Raw genomic sequence first — 15,691 nt, 5'->3', positions numbered from 1 at the left:
GTCCGGGGTGAGAGGGGGAGACGGCGTTACTCGACGTCGACTTCCTGAATACCGCCGCCGCGCTCCTTCAGGAGGACGCGGTGGCCGCAGTACGGGCAGCGCACGCCGCCGTACTCGTCGAGGGTGACGTCGCGCTTACAGCGGGAGCACTTGTAGCTCATCGTCCTATTCCTCGTCGGCGAGCGCGGCGCGGATGGAGCGGCGGACGGTGCGGCCGCCGGGCGTCTCGGGGCGGTACGCGCCGCCCGTGAACGTCTCGCCGGTCTCCTCGTTGACCCAGATGCCGGTGCCTTTGCGCGTGACGTCGTCGCCGTCGACGGTCGCGTTGCGCATCTCCGCTTCGATGTCCTGGACCCGCTTGCGAGCGACCCGGCCGTAGCGAGCGCCGAATCGGCCCGCGCTGCCGGTGCTTCGAGCCTTGTCCTCAGCCATAGTAGGCACTTCTATCGCCAGCGTAGGTAAAAAGGCTGCGAGTTGGGGGCGGACAAGACGGTCAGCAGCTAGGGCGGAAGACGACCGGACGCGGCGGCGGCGCGTGCCTGCGAGCGGCCGCCCTCGGCGGCCGCGAGACAGCACGCGCGAGGGAGCGGTGAGCGAGGGGCGACCGGAGGGAGGCCCGAGCGAACCGCGAGGCTGGGGATGCGTGAGGCTGCGGTGCTGTGCGGAGCGGGGCGGGACGCAGAGGGGCAGACGAAAGGGCGACGGCGCGCGACGCAAGCACCGCAGGAGCGAGTGAAACGAGCGACGAGGAGCGCAGCGAGCGCACCGAGCCCTCGCGGCTGGGGCTTTGGTGGTGTTCCCTACGAGAGCATTCCCGTATCGCCGAGCGGCTGAGGCTCTGATGATGTATTCCGTTGGTCCGGCGGCGGCTACGTGTAATCGAGCAGCCGAGTCGCTGGCGGCGTTGACACGGCAGGATACGAAAGGGTCGACCGAGTATCGACCGCAACGTATTTCACAACCAAGTAATACTACCAAGTTGTATGAAAGACTTCGACGGCTTCGCGGACGTGAGCGAGACGGACGTAACGAGGGCCATCGGGAACGAGTGGACGGACGGGTTCCTCGACTTCACCGACTCCGAGGTCATCGTCCTCGGGGGCGGCCCCTCCGGCCTGATGGCCGCGAAGGAGCTGGCCGAGCGCGGCGTGAAGGTGATGATCGTCGAGAAGAACAACTACCTCGGCGGCGGCTTCTGGCTCGGCGGGTTCCTGATGAACACGGTGACGGTCAGAGACCCTGCCCAGGAGATCATCGACGACCTCGACGTGGAGTACGAGCCGGTCGAAGACGTCGACGGCCTCTACACCGCGGCGGGGCCGGAGGCCTGCTCCGGGCTGATCAAGGCGGCCTGCGACGCCGGCGCGCGCGTTCAGAACATGACCGAGTTCACCGACCTCGTCGTCCGCGAGGACCACGAGGTCGGCGGCATCGTCATGAACTGGACGCCGGTCCACGCGCTCCCCCGCGAGATCACCTGCGTCGACCCCATCGCGGTCGAGTCAGACCTCGTGATCGACGCGACCGGCCACGACGCCGTCGCGATCAGCAAGCTCGACGAGCGCGGCGTCCTCTCGGCGCCCGGCATCGAGCACGCGAAGGAGCACAACACCGGGATGGACCAGACGGGCGACGGCGAGTACGGCGCCCCCGGCCACGACTCGCCCGGCCACGACTCGATGTGGGTCGGCGAGAGCGAGGACGCCGTCGTCGAGCACACCGGCGTCGTCCACGACGGCCTGATCGCCTCCGGGATGGCGGTCGCGACCGCCCACGGCCTCCCGCGGATGGGGCCGACGTTCGGCGCGATGCTCGTCTCCGGCAAGCGCGCCGCGCAGGCCGCCCTCGACGAGCTGGGGGTCGACGCGCCCGAGGTCGAGCTGTCGGTCGGCGGCGCGCCCGCGCCCGCCGACGACTGAAAACCCACCGCTGACGCTCCGGTTGCGGACTCCCCCCGTACTCGGCCGTTCTTTTATAAGTGGCTGCTGGCGAAGCGACGGCGAACCCCTCCACATACCTAACTGCTCGTTTATAAACGGCTGCCGACGAATCGACGGCGAACCCCTCCAAAGCCCCAGCCGCGAGGACGCCGCACACTCGCTGCGCTCCTCACTCGGTCACTCACTTCGTTCGCTCCCTCGTTGCGGTGCTTACGTCGTCTGCGACGTCCTCGCGACTGCCCCTTTGAGTCCCCGCCCCGCCCCGCACAGCGCCGCAGCCTCACGCCTCCCCAGCCTCGCGGCTCACGCTTCGCGGCTGCGCCGCTCGCGTTCGCCGCGTCCCTCGCGCGTGCTGTCTCGCGGCCTCCGCTTCGCTCCGGCCGCTCGCAGGCACGCGCCGACCGCGTGTTGATTTATAAACGGACGCCGCGCTCCGGAGCCTGAACCCGCGACACGACCGTTCTTCACGAACGTTTACTCGGGAGCGACGCAACCGGGTGCCTTTTTCCGGCGCTACGTCGAACCCGCCGGTATGCGAAACGCCAAGATCGTCTGTACGATCGGTCCCGCCTCGGACGACCGGGACACGATCCGCGGCCTCGCCGACGCGGGGATGTCCGTCGTCCGGCTCAACGCCAGCCACGGGACCACCGACCACCGGGAGACGGTTATCGAGCGCGCCCGCGCCGTCGACGAGGAGATCGACGACCCGCTCGCGGTGATGGTCGACCTGAAGGGCCCGGAGGTCCGGACCGCCGAGATCGACGAGCCGATCTCGCTCGCGACCGACTCCGAGGTTACCTTCCTCGAAGGCGACGACGCGACGCCGGAACGCGTCGGCCTCACCCACTCGATCGCGGCCGCCGGCCCGGGCGACACGGTCCTCCTCGCGGACGGCCGGATCGAGTGCCGCGTCGAGCGCGTCGACGGCGAGTCCGTCGTCGCGACCGTCGTCTCCGGCGGCAAGCTCGGGTCCCGGAAGGGGGTGAACCTCCCCGGCGTCGCCATCGACGTCGACCTGATCACGCCGGAAGACGAGGCCGAACTCGACCTCGCGGCCCGGACCGACGCTGACTTCGTCGCGGCCTCGTTCGTCCGGAACGCAGACGACGTCTACCGGATCGCCGACGAGCTGGAGGCGCGCGGCGGGGAGGACATCCCGATCGTCGCGAAGATCGAACGCGCCGGCGCGGTCGAGAACCTGACGGGGATCGTCGACGCCGCCGACGGCGTGATGGTCGCCCGCGGCGACCTCGGCGTCGAGTGCCCGCTGGAGGACGTACCGGTGATCCAGAAGCGGATCATCCGGACCTGCGTCAACGAGGGCGTCCCCGTCATCACCGCGACGGAGATGCTCGACTCGATGGTCTCCTCGCGGCGGCCGACCCGCGCGGAGGCCTCGGACGTGGCGAACGCCGTCCTCGACGGCACCGACGCCGTGATGCTCTCCGGCGAGACCGCGGTCGGCGAGGACCCCGTTAACGTCGTCGAGACGATGGACCGTATCGTCCGGCAGATCGAGTCGAGCGACGAGTACGCGGAGACGCGCGAGCAGCGCGTCCCGACCGCGGACGAGGGGTCGCGCACGGAGGCGCTGGCGCGCTCGGCGCGCTACCTCGCGCGCGACATCGGCGCCTCGACGGTGGTCGCGGTCTCCGAGTCGGGATTCACCGCGCGAAAGACGGCCATGTTCCGGCCGGGCGTCCCGGTCGTCGCGACGACGCCGAACGACCGCGTCCGCCGCCAGCTCGCGCTCTCGTGGGGCGTCCGTCCCGTGTTGACGGAGTACGCCCACGACATGGAGGCGATCCTCGACAACGCGGTCGACGCCGCGCTCGACACCGGCGGCGCCGAGTCGGGCGACACCCTCGTCGTCCTCTCGGGCATGCTCACGGAGTTCGAGGGGACGAACACGACGAACACCCTGAAGGTCCACGTCGCCGCCGAGACGCTCGTGACCGGGAAGTCGGTCGTCGCCGGCCGCGTCGCCGGCCCGGTCCATCGGACCGAGGACGGCGACCTCGACGCGCTGCCCGAGGGGAGCGTCGTCGCGATCGGCGCCGACTTCGACGGGGAGTTCTCCGGCGACCTCGACCGGGTCGCCGGCATCGTCGACGCCCGCGAGGGGATGACCGGCTACCCCGCCGTCGTCGCCCGCGAACTCGGCGTCCCGATGGTCTCCAGCGCCCGCCTGCCCGAGGTGGTCGCGGACGGGACCACGGTGACCATCGACGGCGAACGAGGCGTCGTCTACGACGGCGACGTGATCAGCGCCGCCCGAGAGCGGTAGGCCGCGCCGGATCGAGACCGTGCCGGATCGAGACCGCGCCCGCCAGTCATTTATCGCGGAGCCGCGTAACGCGTCCATGAGCGACGAATCCGGCGACGAGACCCCGGACGACGAGACCAAGTGGCGGTTCTCGGTCGACGACGTGGGTCCTGACGGCATCACGGAGGACACCGGCACGCCGGAGAGCGACCCGATAGAACCGGGCGACGTCGACCTCGAACACGCCGTCTTCGTCGTCCTCGGGGTCGCGGCCACGGTCGGCGTGTTGGTCCTCGGTTTCTGAGCGCGCGACGCCGATCCGTCGGGGCCGCCCTCCGGGGAGCGCCGGCGACGCGAACGGCGTCGCGACCCGCGCACCACAACTTATCAGGCCGCGGCCGTAGGACCGGACATGGACGCGCTCGCACAGTCCGGGCTCCTCTCGCCGGACACCCTCCCGCTGCTCCTTCTGACGGCCGGGCTGTTGCTCTCGATGGCCGAGGCGCTCGCGCCCGGGGCGAACTTCATCGTCGTCGGTATCGCGCTCATCGGCGCGGGCCTCGGCGGGCTCGTGTTGAGCTCGCTCGGCGTCGCCGGCGCCCTCCTCACGCTGTTCATGGCGCTTCTGACCCTCGCCTTCGGCGCCGCCGCCTTCTACGGCTACCACGAGTTCGACCTCTACGGCGGGAAGGGGCAGCGACAGACCAGCGACAGCGACTCGCTGAAGGGGAAGACGGGAACGGTCACGGAGCGGGTGACCCCCACCGGCGGCGAGGTGAAGCTCGCTGGCGGCGGGTTCAACCCCCACTACTCCGCCCGCTCGATGGAAGGCGAGATCGACGAGGGCGAGGAGGTGATCGTCGTCGACCCCGGCGGCGGGAACGTCGTCACCGTCGAGTCGATGGGGTACGTCGAGGACGACATCGACCGCGAACTCGCGGCCGACCGGGCGCGGAAGGCCGCGGACGCCGAGAAGAACGAGGCCGATCCGGAGACGGAACTCGAACGGGAGTGACGCGGCTCGGTCGGAAGGCCGATCCGCGGCCCCGAACCGCGAGCGGAAAGGCACTTGTCCGTCGGCGGACAGCACCCGACGATGCCCTCCCCGTTCGCCGTCCTCGCGAGTCCGATCGGTAGCGTCCTCGACCGCGTTCGCGACGGGTTCGACTCCCCTCGCGCCGGGACCGTCGCGGTCGCGATGTTAGTCGTGGTCACGATCGGCACCAGCCTCGGAATCGTCGCGCTCGGCGGAGTGTTCGACGCGACCGTCGACCAGCGGATCACCGTCGACAACCCGGACCGCCCCCCGGAGTCGACCTGCGAGACGTTCGGCGACGAGCCCGGATCTATGTTCGCCGAGGAGTGCGACGAGCCGGCGCGGATCGAGGTCGACGCGGGGACGGAGCTCCGAGACGCCGCGACGGGACTCATCCACTACGGGCTGCTCGGGGTGCCGCTCTGGTGGGCGCTGTTCGCGGTCGCGCTCCACGTCGGGGCGCGCGTCGCGGGCGGCTCCGGCTCCGTCGGCGACTCCTTCGTGATCGCCGGCTGGGCGATCGGCGCCGAACTGCTCCGGCTCGTCGCCGGGCTCGCCGGGATCTGGTACGCGCTCTCGAACGCGGCGATATCCGGGTCGACCGGCGAGGCGGTGGCGAGCGACGTCGTCGCCGCGATCACGGGCGCGACCGGGCCGCTGCTCGTCGCGTCCGCGGTCGCGATCGCGGTCCAGTGGGTGATCGTCGTCGGCGGGCTGGAGGCCGAGTACGACCTCGGCCGCGGGGCCGCGGCGGGGGTGGCGACGTTCTTCGCCGTTCCGAGCCTGCTCCTCGCGGCGGTCTGAACGCCCGCCGAGCCTCCCGCCAGACTGGCCGCGACCGGAGGCGCCGAGCGCCTCGCCGACGCCGCCCGGGCGCTCGCGACCGCGGATTCGGGAGTTTTTAAGCCGCCGGCGCTCCCCCTCTCGGTATGATCCTGTCCGACGCCGACATCCTCGACCGGCTCGCGGAGGGGGACCTCGCGATCGAGCCGCTCGACGACGTCGACCAGCAGGTCCAGCCCGCGAGCGTGGACCTCCGGCTCGGCGAGCGGTTCCTGGAGTTCCAGCGCACCAACATCCCCTGTATCCACCCGACCGACGCGGGCGAGGTGAGCGAGTACGTCACCGAGACGACCGTCGACGAGGGGGACGAGTTCATCCTCCACCCCGGCGACTTCGTCCTCGGGACGACCGCCGAGCGCGTCGCGATCCCCGACGACCTCGTCGCGCACGTCGAGGGGCGCTCCTCGCTCGGCCGGCTCGCGATCGTGGTCCATGCAACAGCCGGTCTGTGTGACCCCGGCTACGAGGGCCAGATCACGCTCGAACTCTCGAACCTCGGCACCGCTCCCGTCGCACTCTCGCCCGGCATGCGCGTCTCGCAGCTCACCTTCACGGAGCTGAAGCGGCCCGCCGAGCGCCCCTACGGCGCCGAACGCGGCTCGAAGTACCAGGGGCAGGACGGGCCGCAGGCGTCGCGGATCGGCGACGACCCCGAGTTCGCCGACGAGGGGGACGACGGAGGCGAGGGCGGCGGAGGGGCGACGCGTTCGGGAGGTGACGGCGGATGAGGTTCATCGAGGAGGTCGTCGTCGACGAGTTCCTGCCCACCGTCCGCTCGATGCTCGCGGAGGACCTCCGCGACCGCGGGTTCACGCAGTCGGAGGTGGCCGACGCGCTCGGCATCTCGCAGTCCGCGGTCTCGAAGTACGCAGCCGGCGACGTGGCCAGACACGAGGACATCGTCGCGGACGAGCGCGTGCGCGACCTCGTCGAGCGCGTGGGCGAGGGGCTCGCGAACGGCGACCTGACGCCCGTGGCCGCGCTCGTCGAGATCGAGGTGCTGATCCGCCAGCTGGAGGAGGGGGACCTGCTCGCGGACCTCCACGAGGCGGCGATGCCCGCGCTCGCCGACGCCGACGTGGAGTTCTCGGTCCACGACCCCGACAGCGGCCTCCGCGAGCGCGAGCGCGTCCTCACGTCGGTCCGGCGCGGGCTCCGCACCCTGACGAACGCCTCCGGCTTCGCCGGCCTCATCCCGAACGTCGGCGCGAACGTCGCGGAGTGTACCGCCGATGCCGCGACCGTCGACGACGTCGCCGCGGTCCCCGGCCGGCTCGTCGACGTCAAGGGGCGGGCGATGGTGCCGGGCGAACCGGAGTTCGGCGTGAGCGAACACGTCGCCACGGTGCTGCTCGCGGCCCGCGAGGCGGGCGCGGACGTTCGCGGCGCCGTGAACCTCCGATACGACCCGGAGACCGTCGAGGCGCTCGCCGCCGACCGCCCGACCGTCGAGGCGCTCGCCGCCGACCGCCCGACCGTCGAGTTCGACGCAGAGCGACCGACCCGCGAGGCGGTCGCCGCCGCGGTCGCGGCCGCCGACCGCCCGGCGGTCGAGGGGACCGAGACGCTCGTGGTCTACCAGACCGGCGCGGTCGGCGTCGAGCCGATAATCTACGTCCTCGCGCAGACGGCCGCGGAGGCGGCGCGGATCGTCCGCGGCCTGCTGTGAGCCGACGCGGGCCGCCCGCGACCCGCTGTGAGCCGCCCTCGGGCGACGCTTTTTAGACCGAACCGCGCGAAGCGGAAGACGTGACGGACATCCGGCGGCCCGGGATGCGGACGCGCTCCTCTTAGCGGCGGGCGGACCCGTCGCGGCGGCGACGACCGGTAGCGCGGTCGACGCCGGCGCGGCGGCGAATTCCGTCGTCTTCCGCAGCGCCTGGGCCGTCGACCCCTCGCGGACCGCGCAAAAACCCTCGCGGCCTGCGCGATCCTCGTCGGCCCCGAACCAGCGGCCTTTAGACCCGATCGACCGATACACGACATACACACCACATGAGCCACGACGACTTCCCCACCGATCGTCCCGCGGTGGTGACCTGTGGACTGCCGTACGCGAACGGCGACCTCCACATCGGTCACCTCCGCACCTACGTCGGCGGCGACGTGTACAGCCGCGCGCTCGAACGACTCGGCCAGGAGACCGCGTTCGTCTCCGGCTCCGACATGCACGGGACGCCCGTCGCGGTCAACGCCGAACAGGAGGGCGTCTCTCCCGAGGCGTTCGCGCTCGACTGGCACGAGCGCTACGCCGAGACGTTCCCGAAGTTCAACGTCGAGTTCGACAACTACGGCCACACTCACGACGAGACGAACACCGAGATCACCCGAGAACTCGTCCGCGACCTCGACGAGGCGGGCCACCTCTACGAGAAGGAGATCATGGTCGCGTACGACCCCGTCGACGACCAGTACCTCCCCGACCGCTACGTCGAGGGGACCTGCCCGTACTGCGGGGCGCACGCCCGCGGCGACGAGTGCGACGAGGGGTGCCAGCGCCACCTCGAACCCGGCGAAGTGGAGGACCCCGAGTCGACGATCACCGGCAACCCCGCGGAGTACCGCGAGCGCACCCACAAGTTCTTCGCGGTCTCCGAGTTCGCCGACTACCTCTCCGACTTCCTCGACCGCCTCGAAGGCACCTCGAACGCCCGCAACCAGCCCCGCGAGTGGATCGAACAGGGGCTCCAGGACTGGTGTATCACCCGCGACATGGACTGGGGCGTCGACTACCCCGGAGAGAACCCGGAGGATTTGGTCCTCTACGTCTGGGTCGACGCGCCGATCGAGTACATCTCCTCGACGAAGCAGTACTCCGAGCGCGTCGGCGCCGACGCGTTCGACTGGGAGGCCGCCTGGAAGGAGGGCGTCAGCGACGAGCACCCGGAGGGCGGCGAGATCGTCCACGTGATCGGCCGCGACATCATCCAACACCACACGATCTTCTGGCCCGCGATGCTGGAGGCGACCGACCACGCGGAGCCGCGCGCGGTGATGGCGAGCGGGTTCGTCACCCTCGACGGCAAGGGGTTCTCCACGAGCCGCGACCGCGCGGTCTGGGCCGACGAGTACCTCGACGAGGGGTTCCACCCGGACCCGCTGCGCTACTACCTCGCGACCAACGGCGGGTTCCAGCAGGACGTGGACTTCTCGTGGGAGAAGTTTGCCGAGCGCGTCAACACCGAGCTGGTGGGCACCGTCGGTAACTTCCTCTACCGCTCCCTCCTCTTCGCCCGCCGGAACTACGAGGACGGCCCCGACGCCGACGCCCCGAGCGACGAGGTCGCGGCGCGGATCGACGAGGCGGTCGACGAGTTCGCGGCCGCGGTCAACGACTACTCGGTCCGCGCGCTCGGCGACGCGGTCACCGACCTCGCGCGCTACGGTAACGAGTACATCCAGCGCAACGAGCCCTGGAAGCTCGTCGACGAGGAGCCCGAAGAGGCGGAGCGGGTCATCGACGACTGCGTCGCGCTCGCGAAGGCGATCGCCGTCCTCTTCGAGCCGCTGGCCCCCGAGAAGAGCGAGCGGCTCTGGGACCAGCTCGGCGAGCCCGGATCCGTCCACGACGCGACGGTCGAGGCGGCCCGCGAGGGCCCCGCCGGCGACCTGCGCGAACCGACCGAGCTGTTCGAACAGGTCGAAGACGAGCGCGTCGACGCGTTGAACGAGAAGCTCGAAGCGCGCGTCGCGGAGTCGGAGAGCGACGACGCGGTCGAGGACGGAGACGAATCGGACGACGAGGAGGAGAGCGAAACCGACGGCACCGACGACGCCGCCGACGCCGACATGGCCGACATCGAACCCATCAGCGACGACCGCATCGGCTTCGACGACTTCCAAGACCTCGACGTCCGCGTCGGACGGATCGAGGACGCGGAGGGGATCGAGGGCGCGGACGACCTCCTGCGGCTCACCGTCGACCTCGGCGCGGAGACCCGGACGATCGTCGCGGGGCTCAAGCAGCTCCACGACGTCGACGACCTCCCCGGGACGAAGGTGGTCGTCGTGGCGAACTTGGAGAAGGCGGAGCTGTTCGGCGTCGAGTCGAACGGGATGGTGCTGGCCGCTGGCGACGAGGCCGACCTCCTCACGACGTACGGGGACGCCGAGCCGGGCACGAAGGTGAAGTGAGGGGACCGGCGGGCGCCGGGCCCGCGACCGTCAGGCGTCGAGCACCTCGATCAGGTTCCCCTCCGGGTCCCTGACGAACAGGACCGTCGTGCCGCTCTCGGTCGTCCGCGGCGGGCTCAGCGTCGCCACGTCGTCCGAGAGTTCCTCGTAGAAGGCCTCGACATCGTCGACCGACAGACCGAGATGGGTCGCTCCGGGCCGGTTCAGCTCGGAGTCGCCGGTCGCGGCGTCGCCGCTCGACCCCGCCGCCGGGTCGTACGCGACGAGTTCGACGATCGCGTCGCCCGCGTCGAGGTGGGCGAACTCGGCCGCGGCGCCCTCGACGGCGACCGCCTCGGCGAAGGCGTCGCCGCCGACGGAGAACTCTGCGACGACGTCGAGGTCGAACGTCTCGGCGTAGAACTCGACGGCGCGGTCGAGGTCGGAGACGGTGACCCCGACGTGGTGTGCGGTTGGATCTGTCACAGACGGCCGCTCGGTCGGCCCGGGCTAAACGGTGACGGGTCAGAGCCCGAACAGGCGGGCGGCGAGCCCGGCGAGCACGACCAGCGCGCCGAGGATGAACGTGCCCGGGATCGGGAGGACGAAGATGACCGCGCCGACGAGGATGATGATCGTCGATGTTCTCATAGGGACCGGTTCGGTCCTCCGCCGGATATGCGTTGGGACGGGACCGACCGGTGCCCCGACCGAAACGACCATTCCGCGTCCGGTCGACGCTCGCGTATGCACGTGGTCGTCAACGCGGCCCAGAGCGTGGACGGGAAGCTCGCCACCCGCAGCCGGGAACAGCTCCGGATCTCCGGGCCCGAGGACTTCGACCGGGTCGACCGCGTCAGGGCGGCCGCCGACGCGGTACTCGTCGGGGTCGGGACCGTCCTCGCGGACGACCCGCATCTCACGCTCGACGAGGAGGACCGCCGCGTCGAACGCCTTCGGAACGGACGACCCGGCGACCCCGCCCGCGTCGTGGTGGACTCCACGGGCCGGACGCCGACCGACGCCCGGATCCTCGACGACGCGGCGACGACGTACCTGCTCGTCTCGGCCGCGACGGACCGGGATCGACGGACGGCACTCGCCGACGCGGGCGCCGAGGTGATCGTCGCCGGCGAGGAACGCGTCGACGTGGCGGCGGGGCTCGACGCCCTGGCCGACCGCGGCGTCGACCGCCTGATGATCGAGGGGGGCGGCGAGGTGATCTTCTCGTGTTTCGAGGCCGGCGTCGTCGACGAGCTCCACGCCTACGTCGGCTCGCTCGTGGTCGGCGGCCGCGACGCGCCCACGCTGGCGGACGGCGCGGGCTTCACCGAGGGGTTCCCCGACCTGACGCTGACCGACACGGAGCGGCTCGACGACGGGATCGTCCTCTCGTACGCGGTCGACGAGGGAAGCGGATCGTGACGACGGACGGCGAGCGAGGCGGATCGTGACGACGGACGGCGAGCGAGGCGGATCGTGACGACGACCGTGTGAACGGTAACCACGGAAATCGCCGGGTACACGCTCCATGCCACCGGTGTACACGAAAACCACCGAAGTATTTATGTATCGCCCGGGGGTAGTTGCTGGTACCAGAACGCCTCTGGCGCTGGTGGAATCGCACGCTGAAATGAACGGAAGTTCTTACAGACGGCCCGACGCACGACAGCGAGCGCCCGCTATCGCCGGAGCGGTGATGGAGAGATAACAAATGGTAACGAAAGAAGAAGTCATCGAGCAGTACGACGTGGAACCGATGGACGAGGCGGACAACGTGGACCTTTCTGAAGACGACCTCGACAACGGGTCGAAGGGGCAGCTCATCAAACGCGCCGGGCAGCTGCGAGACCGGCGCAACGAGCTGAACCAGATGGCCTCCGAGCGCGCCTCCAAGCGCGACGACCTCAACGCGAAGACGCGCGAGAAGGTCGACGAGGCCCAGGAACACCGCGAGAAGCGCGACGAGCTCAACGAGCAGGTTCAAGAGCACAAGGACAAGCGCAACGAGCTCAACGCCGAGGCCAACGAGCTGTTCGACGAGGTCGAGGAGCTCAAACAGGACCTCGAACTCGGCTCCGGCAAGTCCATCGAGGAGCTCGAAGAGGAGATCGAGGACCTCGAGTTCCGCCAGCAGACGGAGGTGCTCGACGCGGAGGACGAGCGCGAGCTCATCGAGAAGATCGACGACAAACGCGAGAAGCTCGCCGAGAAGAAGGACAAGGTCGACGACACGAGCGAGCTCGACGAGCTCGTCGAGGAGGCCGAGGAGGTCCGCTCCGAGGCGTCCCAGCACCACCAGAAGGTGACGGAGCTCGCCGACAAGGCCCAGGAGCACCACAACCAGATGATCGAGGCCTACCGCGAGGCCGACGACATCCGCGACGAGGCCGACGAGATGCACGAGCTGTTCGTCGAGGCCCAGGAGGCGGCCGACCGCCACCACGAGGACTTCGTCCGCGTCCAGAAGCGCCTGCGCGAGCTCGACAAGAAAGAGGAGGAAGAGCGGAAAGACGAGCGCGCCGAGAAGCGCGAAGAGGAGAAGGAAGAGGCCGAGGAGATCTACCAGAAGTTCAAGGAGGGCGAGACGCTCGACACCGAGGACCTGATGAAGCTCCAGAAGACCGGCCTTCTCTAACCCGGTCGACCCTCGGTTCCGACGCGGTTTCTGCGGCTTTTTTCGACCGCCAGTGTCGCTGCCGTCGATCACCGGATGCCGACCGCAGCTGTCGGTCCGGCCCGGTCGCGGTCGGCGTCGCCGTCCACGACTTATAAACCCGTGCGACGCCAACCGTCGGTATGGACGACGCGCCGGCGAACGGACGGAAGGGGTTGCTCGCGGCCGCCGCGGTGGGCGCGGCGACGACGGTCGCGGGCCGCGCGCTCCTCGCGCGGCTCACCGGCGGCCGGTTCGGTGACGCCGACGAGTACAACACCGCGAAGGTGACCGTTTCGGGACCGATCCGGCGGAGCCAGGGGCGCCCGTCGCCGCTGTCGGGCCCGGGCGGCGCGACCGCCGACGACGTGGTCGAGCAGATCGAGGCGGCCGACGAGGACGAGGACGTCGAGGCGCTGCTGGTCGAGCTCAACACCCCCGGCGGCGAGGTCGTCCCGAGCGACGACATCCGGCGGGCCGCCGCCGACTTCGACGGGCCGACGGTGGCGTACGCGACGGACACCTGCGCGTCCGGCGGCTACTGGATCGCGAGCGGCTGCGACGAGCTGTGGGCGCGCGACGCGAGCCTCGTCGGCTCCATCGGCGTCGTCGGCTCCCGGCCGAACGCGAAGGGGCTCGCGGACAAGCTCGGGATCACCTACGAGCAGTTTACCGCCGGCGAGTACAAGGACGCCGGCGTCCCGCTGAAGGAGATCGAGGAGGACGAACGCGAGTACCTCCAAGGGATCATCGACGGCTACTACGAGCAGTTCGTCGAGACCGTGAGCGAGGGGCGCGACATGGACCCCGACGAGATCCGGGACACCGAAGCCCGGGTGTACCTCGGTGACGACGCCGCGGAGATGGGGCTCGTCGACGAACTGGGCACCGAGGACGACGTCGAGGACCGGCTCGCAGACCTGCTCGGCGCCGAGCCCGAGGTCCGCGAGTTCACCCCGGATCGCGGGTTCGCGGAGCGGCTCGGCATCGGCGCCGAACGGGTGGCGTTCGCCGCCGGGAGCGGCGTCGCGGGCGCCTTCACCGACGACGGCGGCGACATCGACGTGGAGTTCCGGTAGCGAGCGGGGGGACCGGCGCGAGCCGACGGAAACCGAGACCCGCACGGCGGTCCACGGGGAGGATTTTTGTCCGGTCGCGGCGTGCGTCGACACGTGACGACGCTGGTCATCTGCGTCGACCGCTCGGGGGCGATCGGTCGCGCCACCAACGTCCCGATGCCGGTCGCCGGCTGGGAGACCGTCCGGTCGCTGGTCACCGACGCCGGGCTGGACGACCCCGAGGACGCCAGCGTGAACTGCTTACTGGAGTCGCTGCGCGTCGCGCGCGACCTCAGGGACGAGCGCGAGGAGTCGGTGGTGGCGGTCGTCTCCGCCGAGAGCGACAGCGCGGTGGGCGCCGACCGCTCGATCGCGGCCCAGCTCGACGACCTCGTGGACCGGTACGAGCCGCGCGCCGCGATCGTCGTCGTCGACTCGGCCGAGGACGAGCGCGTCCTCCCGATCGTCGAATCGCGGGTCCCCGTCGACTCCGTCGACCGCGTCGTCGTCCGGCAGGCCCGCGACATCGAGTCCACCTACTACCTGCTCAAGCAGTTCCTCGCCGACGAGCAGCTGCGGTCGACGGTCCTCGTGCCGTTCGGCGTCGCGCTGCTCTTGGTGCCGGCGCTGTTCTACTGGTTCTCCGCCGGCGAGGCGGTCGCGGGCGTCGCCGGCCTGCTCGGCGCCGCGCTGCTGTACAAGGGGCTCGCTATCGACCGCCTCGTGGCGGGGATGCCCGAACGCGTCCGCGAGGCGCTGTACGCCGGGCAGGTGTCGGTCGTGACGTACGTGGTCGCCGGGGGACTCGCCCTCGTCGGCGGATTCTTCGGCGTTCTCGCGGCCTCGGACCTGAACCCCGGGTCGCCCCGCCTCGTCGAGGTCGTGGAGTTCGCCTACGCCGCGGTCCCGTGGTTCGCGGTCGCCGGCGTGACCGCGGCCGTGGGGCGGTTACTCGACGAGCTGATCCGCGACGAGGGGATCCGGACGCCGTACCTCAACCTCCCGTTCGTCATCGCCGCGGTCGCACTCGTCGTCCGCGGGTTCGCCGGCTACTTCCTTGCGCAGGAGGCGGTCCGCGGTCCGCTGTCCCTCTACGGGATGACGATGACGCCGGTCCAGCAGCTCGCGGCGTTCATCGCCGGCGGCATCGTCGTGTCGCTCGTCGGCGTGAAGGTCGCGAGCGACATCGGTACCGAGACCCTCGAAGACGTCATCGACGCCGAGCGGGACGCCGAGGGACGGCGGGAGTGAGACCGGGCGGAACCGACGAGGGGAACCGCGACCGACCGCCTTTTGTCGGTCGCGGCCGCGTGAGCTGGCATGGACGTGTACGGACTGATCGGGAACCCGGTCGGCCACTCGCTGTCGCCGCCGATGCACGAGGCGGGGTACGAGGCGCTCGGGCTCGACGCGCGGTACGTGACCTTCGAGCCGGACGCCGACGCGGCCGCCGCGGCCGTCGGAGGCGCCGCCGACCTCGGCGTCGCGGGACTCAACGTCACGGTCCCGTTCAAGCGGGACGCCCTGAGCGCGGTCAACGCCGCCCCGCTCGCCGAGCGCATCGGCGCGGTCAACACGGTGGACTACGCCCCGGTCCGGGCGGGCGAGGCCGACCGCCCGCGCGGCCACAACACCGACGCCGCGGGGGTGACGCGGGCGCTCGCGCACCACGACGTGTCCGTCGACGGTCGCGACGCGCTCGTGGTGGGGGCGGGCGGCGCGGGGCGGGCGGCCGCGTTCGCGCTGGGTCGGTCGTGATGTGAGAGCCGCTGGCTT

The 15,691-nt window shown here is 70.7% G+C and carries 16 protein-coding genes and 1 pseudogene; 13 read left to right on the top strand and 4 right to left on the bottom strand.

All coding sequences use genetic code 11. The annotated features are described in order from the left end of the window. Positions 1 to 26: 26 nt before the first annotated feature. Together EXE42_RS12270 and EXE42_RS12265 are read right to left on the bottom strand one after the other, a co-directional pair. Positions 27 to 161 (bottom strand): DNA-directed RNA polymerase subunit P, encoded by a 135-nt coding sequence (locus tag EXE42_RS12270; protein ID WP_092921045.1) that lies wholly within the window; start codon positions 159 to 161, stop codon positions 27 to 29. A gap of 4 nt (positions 162 to 165) precedes the next feature. Beyond that, complete coding sequence (locus tag EXE42_RS12265; protein WP_048078289.1) at positions 166 to 432, bottom strand: 50S ribosomal protein L37; 267 nt, start codon at positions 430 to 432, stop codon at positions 166 to 168. Between the two features lie 551 nt (positions 433 to 983). Between EXE42_RS12265 and EXE42_RS12260 the strand changes: the two genes are divergently transcribed. From EXE42_RS12260 to metG, 8 genes are all read left to right on the top strand, one after another. Next, positions 984 to 1,919 carry a thiazole biosynthesis protein gene (locus EXE42_RS12260; RefSeq protein ID WP_137706621.1) on the top strand — a complete coding sequence of 312 codons (936 nt, stop codon included), beginning with the start codon at positions 984 to 986 and terminating at the stop codon, positions 1,917 to 1,919. Positions 1,920 to 2,472: 553 nt separating this feature from the next. Next, positions 2,473 to 4,230, top strand: a complete 1,758-nt coding sequence (pyk, locus tag EXE42_RS12255) for a pyruvate kinase (protein WP_137694709.1) — start codon at positions 2,473 to 2,475, stop codon at positions 4,228 to 4,230. Positions 4,231 to 4,306: 76 nt separating this feature from the next. Continuing rightward, complete coding sequence (locus EXE42_RS12250) at positions 4,307 to 4,513, top strand: hypothetical protein (protein ID WP_241988379.1); 207 nt, start codon at positions 4,307 to 4,309, stop codon at positions 4,511 to 4,513. 108 nt (positions 4,514 to 4,621) lie between these two features. After that, entirely contained in the window at positions 4,622 to 5,224 is a 603-nt protein-coding gene (locus EXE42_RS12245; RefSeq protein ID WP_092921041.1) for an NfeD family protein, read from the top strand. An 81-nt stretch (positions 5,225 to 5,305) separates the two neighbouring features. Continuing rightward, a complete protein-coding gene (locus EXE42_RS12240) occupies positions 5,306 to 6,049 on the top strand; it encodes a YIP1 family protein (protein WP_137706619.1) in 744 nt (247 codons plus the stop codon). 125 nt (positions 6,050 to 6,174) lie between these two features. Then, positions 6,175 to 6,816, top strand: a complete 642-nt coding sequence (dcd, locus tag EXE42_RS12235) for a dCTP deaminase (RefSeq protein ID WP_137706618.1) — start codon at positions 6,175 to 6,177, stop codon at positions 6,814 to 6,816. Continuing rightward, the gene (locus tag EXE42_RS12230) at positions 6,813 to 7,757 is read left to right on the top strand and encodes a thiamine-phosphate synthase family protein (protein WP_137706617.1); all 945 of its coding nucleotides are present in this window, start codon (positions 6,813 to 6,815) and stop codon (positions 7,755 to 7,757) included. The genes dcd and EXE42_RS12230 overlap by 4 nt, the downstream gene beginning before the upstream one ends. 326 nt (positions 7,758 to 8,083) lie before the next feature. Beyond that, a complete protein-coding gene (gene metG / locus EXE42_RS12225) occupies positions 8,084 to 10,222 on the top strand; it encodes a methionine--tRNA ligase (protein ID WP_137706616.1) in 2,139 nt (712 codons plus the stop codon). Between the two features lie 30 nt (positions 10,223 to 10,252). Here metG and EXE42_RS12220 read toward each other — a convergent pair whose 3' ends face one another. Both EXE42_RS12220 and EXE42_RS20630 read right to left on the bottom strand, forming a co-directional pair. Next, a complete protein-coding gene (locus EXE42_RS12220; protein WP_092921036.1) occupies positions 10,253 to 10,687 on the bottom strand; it encodes a VOC family protein in 435 nt (144 codons plus the stop codon). Positions 10,688 to 10,726: 39 nt separating this feature from the next. Then, positions 10,727 to 10,852, bottom strand: coding sequence for a hypothetical protein (locus tag EXE42_RS20630; protein ID WP_255510256.1), 126 nt, complete (start codon positions 10,850 to 10,852; stop codon positions 10,727 to 10,729). 96 nt (positions 10,853 to 10,948) lie between these two features. Between EXE42_RS20630 and EXE42_RS12215 the strand changes: the two genes are divergently transcribed. From EXE42_RS12215 to EXE42_RS20230, 5 genes and pseudogenes are all read left to right on the top strand, one after another. Continuing rightward, positions 10,949 to 11,626, top strand: a complete 678-nt coding sequence (locus tag EXE42_RS12215; protein ID WP_137706615.1) for a 2,5-diamino-6-(ribosylamino)-4(3H)-pyrimidinone 5'-phosphate reductase — start codon at positions 10,949 to 10,951, stop codon at positions 11,624 to 11,626. Between the two features lie 289 nt (positions 11,627 to 11,915). Beyond that, positions 11,916 to 12,839 (top strand): coiled-coil protein, encoded by a 924-nt coding sequence (locus EXE42_RS12210; RefSeq protein WP_092921034.1) that lies wholly within the window; start codon positions 11,916 to 11,918, stop codon positions 12,837 to 12,839. 161 nt (positions 12,840 to 13,000) lie between these two features. After that, positions 13,001 to 13,936 (top strand): signal peptide peptidase SppA, encoded by a 936-nt coding sequence (gene sppA / locus EXE42_RS12205; RefSeq protein ID WP_137706614.1) that lies wholly within the window; start codon positions 13,001 to 13,003, stop codon positions 13,934 to 13,936. 93 nt (positions 13,937 to 14,029) lie between these two features. Then, positions 14,030 to 15,166: a DUF373 family protein gene (locus EXE42_RS12200; protein WP_137706613.1), complete on the top strand. Its 1,137-nt coding sequence runs from the start codon at positions 14,030 to 14,032 to the stop codon at positions 15,164 to 15,166. A 69-nt stretch (positions 15,167 to 15,235) separates the two neighbouring features. Continuing rightward, positions 15,236 to 15,652: pseudogene (locus EXE42_RS20230) on the top strand (shikimate dehydrogenase family protein); the annotation flags it as partial. Between the last annotated feature and the right edge of the window lie 39 nt (positions 15,653 to 15,691).

Source organism: Halorubrum sp. SP3, assembly GCF_005435195.1.
Lineage (GTDB): Archaea > Halobacteriota > Halobacteria > Halobacteriales > Haloferacaceae > Halorubrum > Halorubrum sodomense.
Note: the sequence above shows the minus strand (reverse complement) of the source record. Positions and strands in the feature narration are given on the sequence as shown.

Bases quoted from the DNA above. Each gene is read 5' to 3' on its own strand.
- EXE42_RS12270 (WP_092921045.1), bottom strand. From the start codon at position 161: ATGAGCTACAAGTGCTCCCGCTGTAAGCGCGACGTCACCCTCGACGAG.
- EXE42_RS12265 (WP_048078289.1), bottom strand. From the start codon at position 432: ATGGCTGAGGACAAGGCTCGAAGCACCGGCAGCGCGGGCCGATTCGGC.
- EXE42_RS12260 (WP_137706621.1), top strand. From the start codon at position 984: ATGAAAGACTTCGACGGCTTCGCGGACGTGAGCGAGACGGACGTAACG.
- pyk (WP_137694709.1), top strand. From the start codon at position 2,473: ATGCGAAACGCCAAGATCGTCTGTACGATCGGTCCCGCCTCGGACGAC.
- EXE42_RS12250 (WP_241988379.1), top strand. From the start codon at position 4,307: ATGAGCGACGAATCCGGCGACGAGACCCCGGACGACGAGACCAAGTGG.
- EXE42_RS12245 (WP_092921041.1), top strand. From the start codon at position 4,622: ATGGACGCGCTCGCACAGTCCGGGCTCCTCTCGCCGGACACCCTCCCG.
- EXE42_RS12240 (WP_137706619.1), top strand. From the start codon at position 5,306: ATGCCCTCCCCGTTCGCCGTCCTCGCGAGTCCGATCGGTAGCGTCCTC.
- dcd (WP_137706618.1), top strand. From the start codon at position 6,175: ATGATCCTGTCCGACGCCGACATCCTCGACCGGCTCGCGGAGGGGGAC.
- EXE42_RS12230 (WP_137706617.1), top strand. From the start codon at position 6,813: ATGAGGTTCATCGAGGAGGTCGTCGTCGACGAGTTCCTGCCCACCGTC.
- metG (WP_137706616.1), top strand. From the start codon at position 8,084: ATGAGCCACGACGACTTCCCCACCGATCGTCCCGCGGTGGTGACCTGT.
- EXE42_RS20630 (WP_255510256.1), bottom strand. From the start codon at position 10,852: ATGAGAACATCGACGATCATCATCCTCGTCGGCGCGGTCATCTTCGTC.
- EXE42_RS12215 (WP_137706615.1), top strand. From the start codon at position 10,949: ATGCACGTGGTCGTCAACGCGGCCCAGAGCGTGGACGGGAAGCTCGCC.
- EXE42_RS12210 (WP_092921034.1), top strand. From the start codon at position 11,916: ATGGTAACGAAAGAAGAAGTCATCGAGCAGTACGACGTGGAACCGATG.
- sppA (WP_137706614.1), top strand. From the start codon at position 13,001: ATGGACGACGCGCCGGCGAACGGACGGAAGGGGTTGCTCGCGGCCGCC.